Genomic DNA, 16,207 nt, shown 5'->3' on the forward strand with positions numbered 1-16,207 from the left:
AGAAACCTCCTCGAAACGGCGCTGCGGCGCGACTTCAAATCGGAAGCGCATAGCCGCCACATTGTGGGACTAATGTCCTTAAAATCCTGTGCAGTCAGCCATATCACCCGACATTGTCCAAACACAGGTACCGAACATGACTAATCCCAGCCCGCCCCGGACTCCCATCACGCTTGTTATATACCGTGACTTACGCGTCGGCATGGTCGTAATACTGGTGATGCTCGCGGCGGCCGTGGTCATGGAAAGATTACCGGCGATCTGCTGGCAAACGGCCATCAGCTCTTACTATTACACCTCTGCGCACAACATCCTCACCGCCGCGCTCATGGCACTCGGCACGCTATTCATCGTCTACAAGGGCAGCAGCGACACCGAAGATGTCTTGTTGACTTTGGCCGGGCTGTGCACATTCATTGCCGCGATGGCGCCGCAAACGCCTCGACCCCATCCGCTGTGCTGGCCCGAAGCCGATCTGCCGAAGGAATACACAGTCGAGCCCGCCATGCTGCTCAATGTCAAGGCGGTCGTCGTCGCACTGGGTCTGGGCTGGATCGCGATGTGGCTGGTGCAACGCTGGCGCGGCCAAACCGCGTATCCACGAACCGCGGTGAGCATGGTTTTGTCGCGGTTTGTTTTCTGGCCGATTATCGCGGTCGGCCTTATTACCCTGTTTTTCTTTCCGGGCACGTTCAAGACCTTGGCACACGGCGCGGCCGGGGTGTTGATGCTCTCGGCTTTCATCGCCACCGCGTTCTGCACCGCATACATCGTCGGGCGAGAGGACGTATCGAAGTCACCGCATCTGCGCGGTTATCAGCGGTGGTACTGGGGAATTGCCATTTTAATGCTGGTGACGTTAATTTTTGTCGTCTTCCTGCATCTCGCACAACCCCGTTGGGCGCAAACAGTTTGGGGGCTTGTGGTCGAAGCGGTGCTGATCCTCGAGTTCGCCGCATACTGGGTGGTTCAAACTTTCGAGCTGTGGAATACGGCTGACCGCACGGAACTTCTCGCCCCAGCTACCCGGAATCAGACGAAGTATGTCTCAACGCTCGGGGAAGCGTTATCCGAGCTGGCTGAAGCATGGCGAAATCGTGGGGGGAAAAACGGTGGGGGGAAATTTTGGCCGTTTCTGTAGTGCGGGCCGGTCGCGGACGCATGGCCGTTCCGGCGCCAACGCAAACCGGCCTGCGGCGGTGGTAGGTGGGGTGTTCATCGGCGAGAGCGCGATGCCGCCCACTTCGGCCCCGCGTTACCTGCCGACGACGGCGATGATCCGCCACGGTTCGAACGGGGTCCAGGGCTGATTCTCACGTCTCGCCGAGCTGCGGTTGCGAGCGTAGGGCCGTTGATCAACGGCGTCGCTGGATCGGAACCATGAAGAACGTTGCGCTGGGGGAACCACCGCCCTTCTAGCTGCCCTGATGTGCCATGATGTCCAAGCTGTCAAGACTCAGGGGAGCAGCAGTGGATCTCAATTTTTCGATGGTCACACGACCGGTCGAGCGGCTGATCGCCACCGCGCAGAACGGGCTGGAGGTCTTGCGGCTGGGGGGCTTGGAAACCGGTACCGTGCCGTCGCCGTCCCAGACCGTCGAGAGCGTGCCGATGTACAAGCTGCGGCGGTATTTCCCGCCGGACAGCCGGCGCGGCCCATCGCCCGTCGGGCCGCCGGTGCTGATGGTGCACCCGATGATGATGTCGGCGGACATGTGGGACGTCACGCGCGACGAAGGCGCGGTGGGAATCCTGCACGCCCACGGGCTTGACCCCTGGGTCATCGACTTCGGCGAACCCGACAAGGTCGAGGGCGGCATGCGTCGTACCCTGGCCGACCACATCGTCGCGCTCAGCCAGGCCATCGATACGGTCCGGGACGCCACGGGCAGCGACATCCATCTGGTCGGCTACTCGCAGGGCGGCATGTGGTGCTACCAGGTAGCGGCCTACCGGCGCTCGAAGAGCCTGGCCAGCATCGTCACCTTCGGCTCACCGGTGGACACCCTGGCCGCCCTGCCGATGGGCATCCCCGCAAACTTCGCCGCGCCCGCCGCGAACTTCATGGCCGACCACGTCTTCAGCCGGCTGGCCATCCCGAGCTGGATGGCGCGCACCGGCTTTCAGATGCTCGACCCGCTCAAGACCGCTAAGGCGCGCGTCGACTTCGTGCGCCAGCTGCACGACCGCGAGGCGCTCCTTCCACGCGAGCAGCAGCGCCGGTTCCTCGAACGCGAGGGCTGGATCGCGTGGTCGGGCCCCGCGATCTCCGAACTGCTCAAGCAGTTCATCGCCCACAACCGGATGATGACCGGCGGGTTCGCCGTCAACGGTCAGATGGTCACCCTCACCGACATCACCTGCCCGGTGCTCGCCTTCGTCGGCGAGGTCGACGACATCGGGCAGCCGGCCTCCGTGCGCGGCATCCGGCGCGCCGCACCGGACGCGGAAGTCTACGAATCCACCATCCGCACAGGGCATTTCGGTTTGGTCGTCGGATCCAAGGCGGCGCAACAGAGCTGGCCGACCGTCGCCGAATGGGTGAAGTGGCTGTCCACCGGGGGTGGCAAACCGGACAGCATCGACCTGATGGCCGACCAGCCCGACGAGCACACCGACAGCGGGGTGGCGTTGAGCTCCCGGCTCGCGCACGGCCTCGGGGAGGCCTCCGAGGCGGCGGTGGGACTGGTGCGCGGCGCCGCCAACACCGTCGTCGCCGCCAACAAGTCCGTGCGAACCCTGGCCGTCGAGACGGCCCGCACGCTGCCACGCCTGGTCCGCCTGGGCCAGATCAACGACCACACCCGGATCTCGCTGGGCCGCATCATCGAAGAGCAGGCCCACGACGCGCCGCAGGGCGAATTCCTGTTGTTCGACGGCCGGGTGCACACCTACGACGCGGTCAACCGGCGCGTCAACAACGTCGTTCGCGGTTTGATCGCCGTCGGGGTGCGGCAGGGCGACCGGGTCGGCGTGCTGATGGAGACCCGGCCCAGCGCGCTGGTGGCCATCGCCGCGCTGTCCCGGCTCGGTGCCATCGCGGTGGTGATGCGGCCCGACGCCGACCTGGCCGCCTCGGTGCGGCTCGGGGGAGTCACCGAGCTGCTCACCGATCCCCCCAACCTCGAGGCGGTGCTGCGGTCCGACCGTCAGGGGCTGCGGCAGGTGCTGGTGCTCGGCGGCGGGGAGTCGCGGGATCTGCACCTGCCCGAGGATTCCGACGTCATCGACATGGAACAGATCGACCCGGACGCCGTCGAGTTGCCCGGCTGGTACCGCCCCAACCCGGGACTGGCCCGGGACCTGGCGTTCATCGCATTCAGCGCGGCCGGCGGCGAGCTGGTGGCCAGGCAGATCACCAACTACCGCTGGGCCGTCTCGGCATTCGGTACCGCCTCGACGGCCGCCCTGGACCGCCGCGACACCGTCTACTGCCTGACGCCGCTGCACCACGAGTCTGCGCTGCTGGTCAGCCTGGGCGGCGCCGTGGTCGGCGGCACCCGCATCGCGCTGTCGCGCGGCCTGGACCCGACCCGATTCGTGCAGGAGGTGCGCCAGTACGGCGTCACCGTGGTGTCCTACACCTGGGCCATGCTCCGCGAGATCGTCGACGACCCCGCGTTCGTGCTGCAGGGCAACCATCCGGTGCGGCTGTTCATCGGTTCCGGCATGCCGACCGGCCTGTGGGGGCGCGTCGTCGAGGCGTTCGCGCCCGCCCACGTCGTCGAGTTCTTCGCCACCACCGACGGGCAGGCGGTGCTGGCCAACGTGTCCGGCGCCAAGGTCGGCAGCAAGGGCCGCCCGCTGCCGGGCGCGGGACGGATCGAGCTGGGCGCCTACGACGCCGAGCACGACCTGATCCTGGAGAACGAGCGTGGCTTCGTGCAGATCGCCGAACCCAAGCAGGTCGGGGTGCTGCTCGCCGCGTCCAACGGCCCGATCGATCCGAGCGCCTCGGTCAAGCGCGGCGTGTTCGCCGCCGGCGACACCTGGATCTCGACCGAGTACCTGTTCTACCGCGACGATGACGGCGACTTCTGGCTGGCGGGCCGGCGCGGCTCGGTGGTGCGCACCGCGCGCGGCCTGGTCTTCGCCGAGCCCGTCACCGATGCGCTGGGTTGCATCAACGGCGTTGACCTCGCGGTGACCTACAACGTGCCGGTGGGGGACCACGAGGTGGCGGCGTCGGCGGTGACGCTGTTGCCGGGCGCCTCGATCACCGCGGCCGACCTGACCGAGGCCTTCGCCAAGATTCCGATCGGCCTGGGACCCGACATCGTGTGCGTGGTGCCGGAGATGAACCTCAGCGCCACGTTCCGGCCCACGGTCAGTGCCCTGCGGGCGGCGGGGATTCCGAAGGCCGGGCGCCACGTCTGGTACTTCGACGCCGACACCAACCAGTACCGCCGCCTGACCAGTGGGGTCCGTTCCGAACTCACCGGAGCGCAGTCATGATCGACGATGCGCTGCTGAGCATCCTGGTGTGCCCGGACGACCGTGGCCCGCTGGTGCTGGTGGGATCCGAACTGCTCTACAACCCGCGGCTGCGGCGCGCCTACCGCATCGAGGACGGCATCCCGGTGCTGCTCATCGACGAGGCCCGCGACGTCGACGACGACGAGCACGCCCGGCTCATGGCACAAGGCCGTCCGGCAGATCCCCGGTGAGGTAGCGCTGCAGGTTCGGCGCGATCGTCTGCGCGATCTGCTCGGGCGGCAGCGACGCGAACGGCTCCAGTCGCAGGATGTAGCGCGCCATCACCACGCCCACCAGCTGGGACGCGACGAACTGGACGCGGGTGGTGCCGCTTCCCGGCGGATTGTCCACGCGTGGGCCGATTTCCGCGGTGATCACGTCCTCGATGAACGTGCGGAACAGGTTGATCTCCTCGCCGGCCAGGATGGACCGCAGCGTGGCGATGAACGCCGCACCGATCTCGGAATCCCACAGCGGCAACAACATTGACGGGATGCGATAGCCGAGATCGTCAACCGGCATCTCGCGCAACTGGCCGATGATGTCCATCGGATCGATCGGGATGTGCACGGCCGCCGCGAACAGCTTTTCCTTCGTGCCGAAGTAGTGATGCACCAACGCCGAATCCACCCCGGCCGCCGCGGCCACTGCGCGGATCGAAGTGTTGCGAATCCCATTGCGCGCGAACAGTTCCCGGGCGTTATCGAGGATGCGTTCGCGGGTGCCGGAGTTGCCGGCCGGTCGCCCCCGCCGCCGCCCGGCGCTGGCGGCCGTCATGCTATGGCGTCCGCCGCCGCAGCGTGGCAGCGGCCAGGCACAACGCCGCCAGGGCGAAGCCGAGCACCACGACGATGTCGCGCACCGCGATGGACGTCAGTTCCGGGTGCGAACCCACCTGCTGCAACGCCTCCAGCGCGTAGCTGGCCGGCAGCACATTGCTGATCCATTGCAGCCAGTGTGGCATCAGCGCCCGCGGCACGATGATGCCGGCCAGCAGTAGCTGCGGCACCATCACCAGCGGGATGAACTGGACGGCCTGAAATTCGGTGCGGGCGAACGCGCTACACAGCAGGCCGAGGCCGACGCCCAGCACCGCGTTGACGATCGCGATCACGAACACCCAATACCAGGCGCCCGCCGTGTCGAAGCCGAGGAACCAGAACGACACGATGCACGCCAGCGTCGCTTGCGCCGCGGCGGCGATGGAGAAGGCGGTGCCGTACGCGATCAGCAGGTCGAGCCGGCGCAGGGGAGTGGTCAGAATTCGCTCCAGCGTCCCCGAGGCCCGCTCGCGCTGCATGGTGATCGCCGTGATGATGAACATCACGAACAGCGGGAACAGGCCGAGCAGAATCAGGCAGGCGTTGTTGAACGGGGTCGGGCCGCCGGGGCGGTGCGGGGCGTTCTGGAACATGAAATACATCAGGCTGATCACCAGAACCGGCACGAACAGGATCATCGCGACGCTGCGGTGATCGGCGACCAACTGGCGCAGGATCCGCGCCGTGGTGGCGGTGTAGCCGCGCAGGCTCAGCCCGCTTCGCGCATGGTGCTGCGCTTGATGATGGACAGAAACGCGTCCTCCAGTGACGTGCATCCGGTGTCCTCTCTCAGTTGGGACGGGGTGGTGTGGGCGACCAACCGGCCGTCGCGCATCAGCAGCAGGTCGCCGCAGTGGTCGGCTTCGTCCATCACGTGGCTGGAGACCAGCAGCGTGGTCCCGGTGCGGGCCAGCTCGGCGAACTGCTCCCAGAGGTCCGCGCGCAGCACCGGGTCCAGGCCCACGGTGGGCTCGTCGAGCACCAGCAGGTCGGGCTGGCAGACCAGCGCGCACGCCAGCGATACCCGGGTGCGCTGGCCGCCGGAAAGGTTGCCGCACAGGGCGGTTCGGTGATCGGTCAGCCCGACACGGTCGATGGCGGCGTCGGCGGCCTGGCCGTCGAACCCGTACAGCGCCGCGAAATAGCGGACGTTGTCCACGATCCGCAGGTCGTTGTAGATGGTCGGGTCCTGCGGGAGGTACCCGATCCGGTGGCGCAGTTCGGCGCTGCCGGCCTCCTTGCCGAGAACGGTGACGGTGCCCTTCGAGACGATCTGGGTGCCGACGATGCAGCGGATCAGTGTGGTCTTGCCGCAGCCGGACGGCCCGAGCAGGCCGGTGATGCTGCCCGTGGCGATCTGCACGGAGAAGTCGTGCAGAGCTGGGCGTTTGCCGCGGACGACGCGCAGGTGATCGATGTGTACCGCCGAGACCGGGGGGCCGGCAATTAATTCATCATGGGATGAACTCATCATGCGATGAATAATCGTCCCGTCGCGCGGCGTTGTCAAGGTCGACATTGAGAGCCACGCAGTCACCGATGTGGTGACGTGAGAAATCGCTAGCGCCGGCGCCAGCGCATTGCGGAATCGCCGCGTGGTCGCAACGCGGCGTGGGCGGGCGGTGCCGGTGAGCTAGTTGAAGCGTTCGCCGGTGGCGGGGCGGCGCTGCGGCAGATGTCCGTGCACGCCTTCGGCGTAGGCGGTCTCGGCGTGCTGGGTGAGGTCGACACCGGTGGTCTCGTCTTCGGCGCTGACCCGGAAACCCATCAGCCGGTCGATGACCTTGCCCAGCACGAACGTCATGGCGAACGCGTAGAGCGCGACGACCGCGATCGCCAGCGCCTGCTTGCCCAGCTGGCCGAAGCCGCCCCCGTAGAACAGACCTCGCGGGCCCGCCGTCATCACCGCGGTGGCGAACAGGCCGATCAGCGACACCCCGACCACGCCGCCGACGAAGTGCACGCCCACCACGTCGAGCGAATCGTCATAGTTGAAGCGAAGTTTCGCGCCCACCGCGAACGCGCACACGACGCCCGCCGCCAGCCCGACGACCGTCGCGCCGAGCGTGTTGACCGTCCCGCAGGACGGGGTGATGGCGACCAGGCCGGCGACCACGCCCGATGCCGCACCGAACGTGGTGGGCCGGCCGTCGCGGATCTGCTCGACCGACAGCCAGCCGAGCATGCCCAGGCACCCGGCGACCAACGTGTTGAGGAAGATGGCCGCGGCAGTTCCGTTGGCGGCCAACGCGGAACCGGCGTTGAACCCGAACCAGCCGAACCACAGCAGCCCGACACCGACGAACAGCAGCGGCAGATTGTGCGGCCGCATCGCGTCCTTCTTGAAGCCGATGCGCGGCCCGAGCACCAGCGCCAGCGCCAGGGCGGAAGACCCGGAGACGATCTCGACCACGAGCCCGCCGGCATAGTCGAGGACGCCCAGCTTGGCCAGCCAGCCATCCGGCCCCCAGACCCAGTGCGCGACAATCGAATACACCGCGATCGTCCACACCGGGACGAAGACCATCCAGGCGGCGAACTTGGCGCGGTCGGCGATCGCGCCGCTGACCAGGGCGGCCGTGATGATCGCGAACGTCAACTGGAACGTGGCGAACAGCAGTTCGGGGACCGTGCCGTGGGCGGTATCGGGGGTGATGCCCAGCATGCCGAAATGCCGGAGGCTGCCGACGAGCCCGCTGCCCCCACCCGCGGAGAACGCGATGGTGTAGCCGACCAGCAGCCAGGACACCGTCACCAGCGGGATGGAGATGAAGCTCATCATGATCATGTTGAGCACACCGGTGGTGCGGACCATGCCGCCGTAGAAGATCGCCAGGCCGGGGGTCATCAGCAGGACCAGTGCGGTGCTGGCCAGCAGCCACGCGGTGGCGGCGGGATCGATCGCATGCATGAGGGGCTCCTTCTCGCGGCCCTGAGGTCACGGGACACCGGGATACTGCCATGTTCGGCCTGCCGGTAGGTTCGTTGGGTTGAAGAAAAGAGGATTCAGGATCTGATGTGGTCGAGGCTCGAGGACGATTTCGCGAAGGCGTGGCTGCGGCCCAGCTGTTAGTCGACCCGGTCGAGGCCGCGCGCCGGTTACTGGGCGCCACCCTCACCGCGCGTGGTGTGAGCGGGATCGTCGTCGAGGTCGAGGCCTACGGGGGAGTGCCCGACGGTCCCTGGCCGGACGCCGCCGCGCACTCGTACAAGGGCCTGCGCGCCCGCAATTTCGTGATGTTCGGGCCCCCGGGGCGGCTTTACACCTACCGCAGCCACGGCATCCACGTCTGCGCCAACGTCTCGTGCGGACCCGACGGCACCGCCGCCGCGGTCTTGCTGCGCGCCGCCGCCATCGAGGACGGCACCGACGTCGCGCGCGCCCGCCGCGGCGAGTTGGTGCACACCGCCGCCCTGGCGCGCGGCCCGGGCAACCTGTGCTCGGCCATGGGAATCACCATGGAGGACAACGGCATTGACCTGTTCGCTGGTGACAGCCCGGTGACGCTGGAACTGCACGAACCGCTGACCGCGACGGCCGGCCCCCGGGTCGGCGTCAGCCAGGCCGCCGACCGGCCGTGGCGGTTGTGGCTGCCCGGCCGCCCGGAGGTCTCGGCGTACCGGCGCAGCCCTCGCGCCGCCGCGCCGGGCGACAGCGACTAGCCGAACCGATTTCGGGTGGAAGGATCTTGGATCATGGGCGACATGATCATCGACGAGCTGGGCTGGCGCGGACTGATCGCGCAGTCCACCGACCTCGATGCGCTGACCGCCGAGGCGCAGCGCGGGCCGATGACGGTGTACGCCGGCTTCGACCCCACCGCGCCCAGCCTGCACGCCGGACACCTGGTGCCGCTGCTTGCGCTGCGCCGGTTCCAGCGCGCCGGCCATCGCCCGATCGTGCTCGCCGGCGGGGCCACCGGCATGATCGGCGACCCGCGCGACGTCGGCGAGCGCACGCTCAACGAGGCGGACACCGTCGCCGAGTGGACCGAGCGGATCGGCGGGCAGCTGCGGCGCTTCGTCGATTTCGACGAATCACCCACCGGCGCCGTCGTTGTCAACAACCTGGACTGGACCCGCCCGCTGTCGGCGATCGAATTCCTTCGCGACCTCGGCAAGCACTTCTCGGTCAACGTGATGCTGGACCGCGACACCGTCCGGCGGCGCCTCGAGGGCGACGGCATCTCCTACACCGAGTTCAGCTACATGCTGTTGCAGGCCAACGACTACGTCGAGCTGCACCGGCGCTACGGCTGCACGCTGCAGATCGGCGGCTCCGATCAGTGGGGCAACATCGTCGCCGGCGTCCGGCTGGTGCGCCAGCAGCTCGGCGCGTCGGTGCACGCGCTGACCGTGCCGCTGGTGACCGCCGCCGACGGCACCAAGTTCGGCAAGTCCACCGGCGGCGGCAGCCTGTGGCTGGACCCCGAGCTGACCACGCCGTATGCCTGGTACCAGTACTTCTTCAACACCGCCGACGCCGACGTGGTCCGGTACCTGCGCTGGTTCACCTTCTTGACCGCCGACGAGCTCGCCGAGCTGGAGCGGGCGACGGCCGAGCGGCCCCAGCAGCGCGCCGCCCAGCGGCGGCTGGCGCGCGAACTGACCGTGCTGGTGCACGGGGAGGCGGCCACCGAGGCCGTCGAGCACGCCAGCCGGGCCTTGTTCGGGCAGGGCGAGCTGGACCGCCTGGACGAGGCCACGCTGGCAGCGGCGCTGCGCGAGACATCGGTCGCCGAGCTCAAACCCGGTGGCCCCGACGGGATCGTCGACCTGCTGGTGGCCAGCGGCCTGTCCGAGAGCAAGAAGGCCGCGCGGCGCACCGTCGGCGAGGGCGGCGTCTCGGTCAACAACGTCCGCGTCGACAGCGAGGAGTGGGCGCCGCAACCGTCCGACTTCCTGCACGGCAAATGGCTGGTGCTGCGCCGCGGCAAACGCACCGTCGCCGGGGTCGAGAAGGTCTAGCCCGGCTAGCCCGTTCGGCGCCGGAACGACGTGCGCAAAACGCGTGCGTGCACAGATCTTTACCTCACCGTGTCATTGACGTGACCCTCGGCGACCACTGTTGTCACGGTGATTTTTGCGACGCGTGTGCGGTCGACCGTCCTGCCGATTCTGGGGGTGATCACCGGCCTGGTGTCGCTGGCCGCGGTCCTGTCGGCGCCCATCCGCGCCGACATGCTGGGCAACGCCTTCCTGTCGGCGCTGACGAACGCCGGGATCACCTACAGCCAACCGGCCACCACCACGGCGATGGGACAGTCGGTGTGCCCGATGCTGTTCGAGCCCGGCGGGTCGTTCGACGACGTGACCTCCAAGATGGCCGAGGGCAACGGATTGTCATACGAGATGGCGGGCAAGTTCACCATCGTCGCGATCGCGACCTACTGTCCGGCGGTGATCGCGCCGCTGCTGGGCAACCGGCTGCAAAGCTAGGCGCGGGGTTGCCCGTATTCTCGGCTGCGTGGTCGACGACAGGCAGCGCGGCGAACGGCGGGGGCGGCCGGCATCCAACGGCTGGTCGGGTCCGGGCCGTGCGCGCCCGGCCCAGCCGCAGGCCGGCGCACGCCGGGATGCCCAGGCCGATCGCGCGCCGCACGACGGGCCGCCGATACCGCCCGGTGTGGAAGCCAAGCAGCTGGCACCCGACATCCGCCGCGAACTGAGCACCCTGGACCGCGCCACCGCCGACGCGGTGGCGCGCCACCTGGTGGCCGCGGGCGAACTGCTCGACGAGGACCCCGAGGCCGCTCTGCGGCACGCCCGGGCGGCGCGCGCCCGGTCCAGCCGGATCGCCACCATCCGGGAAGCGGTCGGCATCGCGGCCTACCACTGCGGCGACTGGGCGCAGGCGCTCGCGGAGTTGCGCGCGGCCCGCAGGATGGGCAGCAAGTCCTCGCTGCTGGCCCTGATCGCCGATTGCGAACGCGGACTCGGCCGCCCGGAGCGGGCGATCGAACTCGCGCGCGGACCGGAGGCCGCCGAGCTCAGCGGGGACGACGCCGATGAGCTGCGCATCGTCGCGGCCGGGGCGCGCGCGGACCTGGGCCAGCTGGAACAGGCGCTCACCGTGCTGTCCACACCGCAGCTGGATCCGACCCGCACCGGCACGACGGCGGCGCGGTTGTTCTACGCCTACGCGGACACGCTGCTGGCGCTCGGCCGTGGGGACGAGGCGCTGCAATGGTTCCTGCACTCCGCGGCCGCGGACGTCGACGGCGTCACCGATGCCGAAGACCGGGTCAGTGAACTCGGCTGATGACCGAGCCGAATCACACCAAAACCCTTGCGCAGCAATATGACTGCCTGCTGATCGATCTGGACGGCACGATGTTTCGCGGCCGCCGGCCCACCGAGGGCGCGGTGCAGGCGCTGGCCGAGGTGCGTAGCCGCGCGTACTTCGTCACCAACAACGCGTCGCGCAGCGCCGACGAGGTCGCCGCGCACCTGACCGACCTGGGCTTCACCGCCGTCGCCGACGACGTCGCCACCAGCGCGCAAAGCGCGGCGCGGCTGCTGGCCGACCAGTTGCCGCCCGGCTCGCCGGTGCTGATCGTGGGCACCGAGGCCCTGGCCAACGAAATCACGGCCGTCGGACTGCGCGCGGTGCGCAGCTACGACGACGACCCGGCCGCCGTCGTGCAGGGTCTGTCCCAGACCATCGGGTGGCGGGAGCTGGCCGAGGCGGCGCTGGCCATCCGGGCCGGCGCGCTGTGGGTTGCGTCCAACGTCGACCTGACCCTGCCCACCGAGCGCGGACTGCTGCCCGGCAACGGATCGTTCGTGGCCGCACTGCGGGCGGCCACCGGCGGCGAGCCTCAGGTCGCGGGCAAGCCGGCGCCGGGGCTGCTGCGGGATGCCGCGGCCCGCGGCGACTTTCACGCCCCGCTGGTGATCGGGGACCGGCTCGACACCGACATCGAGGGCGCCAACGCAGCCGAGCTGCCCAGCCTGATGGTGCTCACCGGGGTCAATTCCGCGCGGGACGCGGTGTACGCCAAGCCCGCCCAGCGCCCCACCTATATCGGCCGCGACCTGCGCTCGCTGCACACCGACGGCGAGTCGCTCGCGGTCGGGCCGCAGCCGGGCTGGCGGGTCGAGGTCGCGGACACGACGATCACCGTCAGCGGCGACGGGTCGGACGGCGGGGACGGCCTGTCGATAGTCAGGGCGGTCGCGGCCGCGGTGTACGGCGCGGCGGGCTCCGACGCGGACTCGGACGCGGACTCCGAGGCGCTGCGGATCGAGGCCGCCGACGACGGGGCGCGCGCCGCGCTGCAACGCTGGTCTTTGGTGCGAACCGACTGACGGGTGACTAGCGTAGTAACGCGATGACTATCGATCCCGATGAGATTCGCGCTGAAATCGACGCCCTGCTCGCCCGGCTTCCCCAGCCTGGGGACACCGAAGACCCCGAGAAGGTGCCGTCGCTCGACGAGCTCGAAGAGATAGCGCGCCGCCTTTCCGAAGCGCACGACGTGCTGCTGGCCGCGCTGGAGTCGGCGGAGAAGGGCTGAGTGCGCGGATGTCGCGACGCGCCCGCGTTGACGCCGAGCTGGTCCGGCGCGGCCTGGCCCGGTCCCGTCAGCAGGCCGCCGAGTTGATCGGCGCGGGGAAGGTGAGCATCGACGGGATGCCGGCGCGCAAGCCGGGCACCGCCGTAGCCGTCACCGCCGCCCTGACCGTCGCCGAGGACGGCGAACGCGGCTGGGTCTCGCGCGGAGCGCACAAGCTCATCGGGGCGCTGGACGCCTTTGAGATTTCCGTCGCGGGCCGCCGCTGCCTGGACGCCGGCGCGTCGACGGGTGGCTTCACCGAAGTCCTGCTGGACCGCGGCGCCACCGAGGTGGTCGCCGTCGACGTGGGATACGGCCAGCTGGCGTGGTCGCTGCGCAGTGATGCTCGGGTGGTCGTCGTCGAGCGGACGAACGTTCGCGACCTGGCGCCCGACGCGATCGGCGGACGCGCCGACCTCGTGGTCGCTGACCTGTCGTTCATTTCGCTGTCCACGGTGTTGCCGGCGCTGGCTGGATGTGCCGCACCCGACGCGGATATCGTTCCCATGGTGAAGCCGCAGTTTGAGGTGGGCAAGGGCCTGGTCGGTGCCGGGGGTGTGGTGCACGACCCGGGCCTGCGCGCCGACGCGGTACTGACGGTCGCCGGCCGTGCGGGCGAGCTCGGCTGGCACACGGTCGGCGTCACCGCCAGCCCGCTGCCGGGTCCGTCGGGCAATGTCGAGTATTTCCTGCGGCTGCGCGCCCAGACCGATCGGCCGCTGGCCGGCGACGAGCTGGTGAACGCGGTGCGGTGCGCGGTGGAAAGCGGGCCACAGTGAACGCACACGCGCCGCGCACCGTGCTGATGGTGGCCCACACCGGCCGAGACGAGGCCGCCGAGACCGCGCGGCGCGTGCAGAAAGTGCTGGGCGACAACGGAATCGAGCTTCGGGTGCTGTCCGCCGAGGCCGTCGACAAGGGACCGATGCACCTGGCCCCCGATGACATGCGTGCCCTGGGTATCGAGATCGAGGTGGTCAACGCCGACCCGCAGGCCGCCGATGGCTGCGAACTGGTGCTGGCGCTGGGCGGCGACGGCACGTTCCTGCGGGCCGCCGAACTGGCCCGTAACGCCAACATCCCGGTGCTCGGCGTCAACCTGGGCCGCATCGGATTCATGGCCGAGGCCGAGGCCGAAGCCATCGATCGGGTGCTGGAACATGTTGTCGCACAAGATTACCGAGTGGAGAACCGGTTGACGCTCGACGTGATCGTGCGTCACGGCGGCGACGTTTCCGTGCACGGGTGGGCGCTCAACGAAGTCAGCCTGGAAAAAGGTCCCCGGCTGGGCGTGCTCGGGGTGGTGCTCGAAATCGACGGGCGCCCGGTGTCGGCGTTCGGCTGCGACGGCGTGCTGGTGTCCACACCCACCGGGTCCACCGCCTACGCGTTCTCCGCCGGCGGCCCCGTGCTGTGGCCGGACCTCGAGGCAATCCTGGTGGTACCCAACAACGCTCACGCGCTGTTCGGCCGCCCCATGGTTACCAGCCCGGACGCAACCATCGCGATCGAGATCGAGGCCGACGGGCACGACGCCCTGGTGTTCTGCGACGGCCGGCGCGAAATGTTGATCCCGGCCGGCAGCCGGCTGGAGGTAAAACGTTGCGACACACCGGTGAAGTGGGCCCGGCTGGACAGCGCCCCGTTCACCGACCGGCTGGTGCGCAAATTCCGGTTGCCGGTGACCGGGTGGCGCGGGAACTGACGACTCCGACGCAGGTGCTGACTGAATGCTGACCGAAATCCGCATCGAGTCGCTCGGTGCCATCAGTGCCGCGATCGGGGAGTTCGACCGCGGCCTGACCGTGCTGACAGGCGAGACCGGTACCGGCAAGACCATGGTGGTGACCGGGTTGCACCTGCTCGGCGGTGCCCGCGCGGACGCCACCCGGGTGCGGTCCGGGGCCGACCGGGCGATCGTCGAAGGCCGGTTCACCACAACCGATCTCGACGAGGCCGTGAACGTCAAGCTGGACGACATGCTGGACGCGTCGGGCGCCGAACGTGACGAGGACGGCAGCGTGATCGCGCTGCGCTCGGTCAGCCGCGACGGACCGTCGCGCGCCTACCTGGGTGGCCGCAGCGTGCCGGCCAAGTCGCTGGGCGACTTCACCGCCGGGCTGCTGACCCTGCACGGGCAGAACGACCAGCTGCGGCTCATGCGGCCCGAGGAGCAGTGCGGCGCGCTGGACCGGTTCGCCAAGGCCGGCCCCGCACTGGAGCGCTACTGCAAACTGCGCGACGCCTGGGTGTCGGCGCGGCGCGACCTCCTCGACCGCCGCAACCGGATGCGTGAGCTGGCGCTCGAGGCCGACCGGCTGAACTTCGCCCTCAACGAGATCGACGCCGTGGACCCGCAACCCGGCGAGGACGACGCCCTGGTCGCCGAGATCCTGCGGCTCTCCGAACTGGACACCCTGCGCGAGGCCGCCGCCGGGGCCCGTGCGGCCCTGTCGTCGGATGAGGCGGACGGCTCCGGATTCTGCGCGACCGACAGCCTGGGAAAGGCAAGGGCCGCACTGGAATCGACGGACGACGCGAAGCTGGTGGCGCTGGCCGCCCAGCTCGACGAGGTGCTGACCGTGGTCGTCGACGCGGCCGGTGAGCTGGCCGGCTTCCTGGAGGAGCTGCCGGTCGACGCCAGCGCGCTGGAATCCAAACTGGCCCGGCAGGCCGAACTGCGCACGCTGACCCGCAAGTACGCGGCCGACATCGACGGGGTGCTCGCCTGGGCCCGGGAGTCGCGGGAACGGTTGGCCCAACTCGACGTCTCCGAGGAGGGGCTGGCGTCCCTGGCGGCCCGGGTCGACGAGCTCGCGCGTGAATTGGCCCAGGCCGCAGTCGATCTCAGCAACATCCGGCGCAAGGCCGCCAAGCGGCTCGCCAAGGAGGTCACCGCCGAGCTGTCCGGGCTGGCGATGGCCGACGCGCAGTTCAGCATCGACGTCTCTGTCGATACCGCGTCGGCCGCCGATGACGCGGCGACACTCACGCTTCCGTCCGGCGAGCCGGCCCGCGCCGGTGCCGACGGCATCGACCAGGTGGAGTTCGGCTTCGCCGCCCACCGCGGGATGGACCAGCTGCCGCTGGCCAAGAGCGCCTCCGGTGGCGAGCTGTCCCGGGTGATGCTGGCGCTGGAAGTGGTGCTGGCCGCCTCGCGCAAAGAGACAGTGGGCACCACGATGGTGTTCGACGAGGTCGACGCCGGGGTGGGCGGCCGGGCGGCCGTGCAGATCGGCCGGCGGCTGGCGCGGTTGGCGCGCACCCACCAGGTCATCGTGGTGACGCACCTGCCGCAGGTCGCGGCGTACGCCGACGTGCACCTGGTGGTGCACGGCGCGGGGCCGAAGG

The 16,207-nt window shown here is 69.3% G+C and carries 16 protein-coding genes; 12 read left to right on the forward strand and 4 right to left on the reverse strand.

The window, feature by feature from the left end; translation table 11 throughout:
* The first annotated feature begins 202 nt into the window (after positions 1-202).
* The 3 genes from A5708_RS24530 to A5708_RS24540 all read left to right on the forward strand — a co-directional run bounded on the left by A5708_RS24530 (position 203) and on the right by A5708_RS24540 (position 4,667).
* The gene (locus A5708_RS24530; RefSeq protein ID WP_065031104.1) at positions 203-1,141 is read left to right on the forward strand and encodes a hypothetical protein; all 939 of its coding nucleotides are present in this window, start codon (positions 203-205) and stop codon (positions 1,139-1,141) included.
* A 296-nt stretch (positions 1,142-1,437) separates the two neighbouring features.
* Positions 1,438-4,455 (forward strand): acyl-CoA synthetase, encoded by a 3,018-nt coding sequence (locus A5708_RS24535; RefSeq protein WP_155766172.1) that lies wholly within the window; start codon positions 1,438-1,440, stop codon positions 4,453-4,455.
* A complete protein-coding gene (locus A5708_RS24540; protein WP_064885509.1) occupies positions 4,452-4,667 on the forward strand; it encodes a Trm112 family protein in 216 nt (71 codons plus the stop codon). The genes A5708_RS24535 and A5708_RS24540 overlap by 4 nt, the downstream gene beginning before the upstream one ends.
* On the opposite strand, the gene A5708_RS24545 is transcribed toward A5708_RS24540, so the two are convergent.
* From A5708_RS24545 to A5708_RS24560, 4 genes are all read right to left on the reverse strand, one after another.
* Positions 4,633-5,253 carry a TetR family transcriptional regulator gene (locus tag A5708_RS24545; protein WP_065031106.1) on the reverse strand — a complete coding sequence of 207 codons (621 nt, stop codon included), beginning with the start codon at positions 5,251-5,253 and terminating at the stop codon, positions 4,633-4,635. The genes A5708_RS24540 and A5708_RS24545 overlap by 35 nt on opposite strands.
* A gap of 1 nt (position 5,254) precedes the next feature.
* On the reverse strand, positions 5,255-6,073 hold the full coding sequence (locus tag A5708_RS24550) for an ABC transporter permease (RefSeq protein WP_196772734.1): 819 nt from the start codon (positions 6,071-6,073) through the stop codon (positions 5,255-5,257).
* Complete coding sequence (locus A5708_RS24555) at positions 6,007-6,771, reverse strand: ABC transporter ATP-binding protein (RefSeq protein ID WP_065031114.1); 765 nt, start codon at positions 6,769-6,771, stop codon at positions 6,007-6,009. The genes A5708_RS24550 and A5708_RS24555 overlap by 67 nt, the downstream gene beginning before the upstream one ends.
* 159 nt (positions 6,772-6,930) lie before the next feature.
* Complete coding sequence (locus tag A5708_RS24560) at positions 6,931-8,208, reverse strand: ammonium transporter (RefSeq protein WP_065031107.1); 1,278 nt, start codon at positions 8,206-8,208, stop codon at positions 6,931-6,933.
* A 140-nt stretch (positions 8,209-8,348) separates the two neighbouring features.
* On the opposite strand from A5708_RS24560, the gene A5708_RS24565 reads away from it, so the two are divergent.
* The 9 genes from A5708_RS24565 to recN form a co-directional block, all read left to right on the forward strand.
* Positions 8,349-8,960 carry a DNA-3-methyladenine glycosylase gene (locus A5708_RS24565; protein WP_196772736.1) on the forward strand — a complete coding sequence of 204 codons (612 nt, stop codon included), beginning with the start codon at positions 8,349-8,351 and terminating at the stop codon, positions 8,958-8,960.
* Between the two features lie 33 nt (positions 8,961-8,993).
* Positions 8,994-10,265 carry a tyrosine--tRNA ligase gene (tyrS, locus tag A5708_RS24570; protein ID WP_155766173.1) on the forward strand — a complete coding sequence of 424 codons (1,272 nt, stop codon included), beginning with the start codon at positions 8,994-8,996 and terminating at the stop codon, positions 10,263-10,265.
* A gap of 108 nt (positions 10,266-10,373) precedes the next feature.
* The gene (locus A5708_RS24575; protein ID WP_196772735.1) at positions 10,374-10,736 is read left to right on the forward strand and encodes a DUF732 domain-containing protein; all 363 of its coding nucleotides are present in this window, start codon (positions 10,374-10,376) and stop codon (positions 10,734-10,736) included.
* Positions 10,737-10,764: 28 nt separating this feature from the next.
* The gene (locus A5708_RS24580) at positions 10,765-11,559 is read left to right on the forward strand and encodes a tetratricopeptide repeat protein (protein WP_231118008.1); all 795 of its coding nucleotides are present in this window, start codon (positions 10,765-10,767) and stop codon (positions 11,557-11,559) included.
* Positions 11,559-12,608: an HAD-IIA family hydrolase gene (locus tag A5708_RS24585; protein WP_065031109.1), complete on the forward strand. Its 1,050-nt coding sequence runs from the start codon at positions 11,559-11,561 to the stop codon at positions 12,606-12,608. The genes A5708_RS24580 and A5708_RS24585 overlap by 1 nt, the downstream gene beginning before the upstream one ends.
* Before the next feature lie 23 nt (positions 12,609-12,631).
* Positions 12,632-12,817 (forward strand): hypothetical protein, encoded by a 186-nt coding sequence (locus A5708_RS24590; RefSeq protein ID WP_065031110.1) that lies wholly within the window; start codon positions 12,632-12,634, stop codon positions 12,815-12,817.
* 8 nt (positions 12,818-12,825) lie between these two features.
* Entirely contained in the window at positions 12,826-13,635 is an 810-nt protein-coding gene (locus A5708_RS24595; RefSeq protein ID WP_065031111.1) for a TlyA family RNA methyltransferase, read from the forward strand.
* Complete coding sequence (locus A5708_RS24600; protein ID WP_081293080.1) at positions 13,632-14,561, forward strand: NAD kinase; 930 nt, start codon at positions 13,632-13,634, stop codon at positions 14,559-14,561. Before A5708_RS24595 ends, A5708_RS24600 begins: the two co-directional genes overlap by 4 nt.
* A gap of 25 nt (positions 14,562-14,586) precedes the next feature.
* The coding region (gene recN / locus A5708_RS24605; RefSeq protein ID WP_065031112.1) for a DNA repair protein RecN at positions 14,587-16,207 on the forward strand (1,621 nt) is incomplete at its 3' end.

It is taken from the genome of Mycobacterium colombiense (assembly GCF_001672755.1).
GTDB lineage: Bacteria > Actinomycetota > Actinomycetes > Mycobacteriales > Mycobacteriaceae > Mycobacterium > Mycobacterium colombiense_C.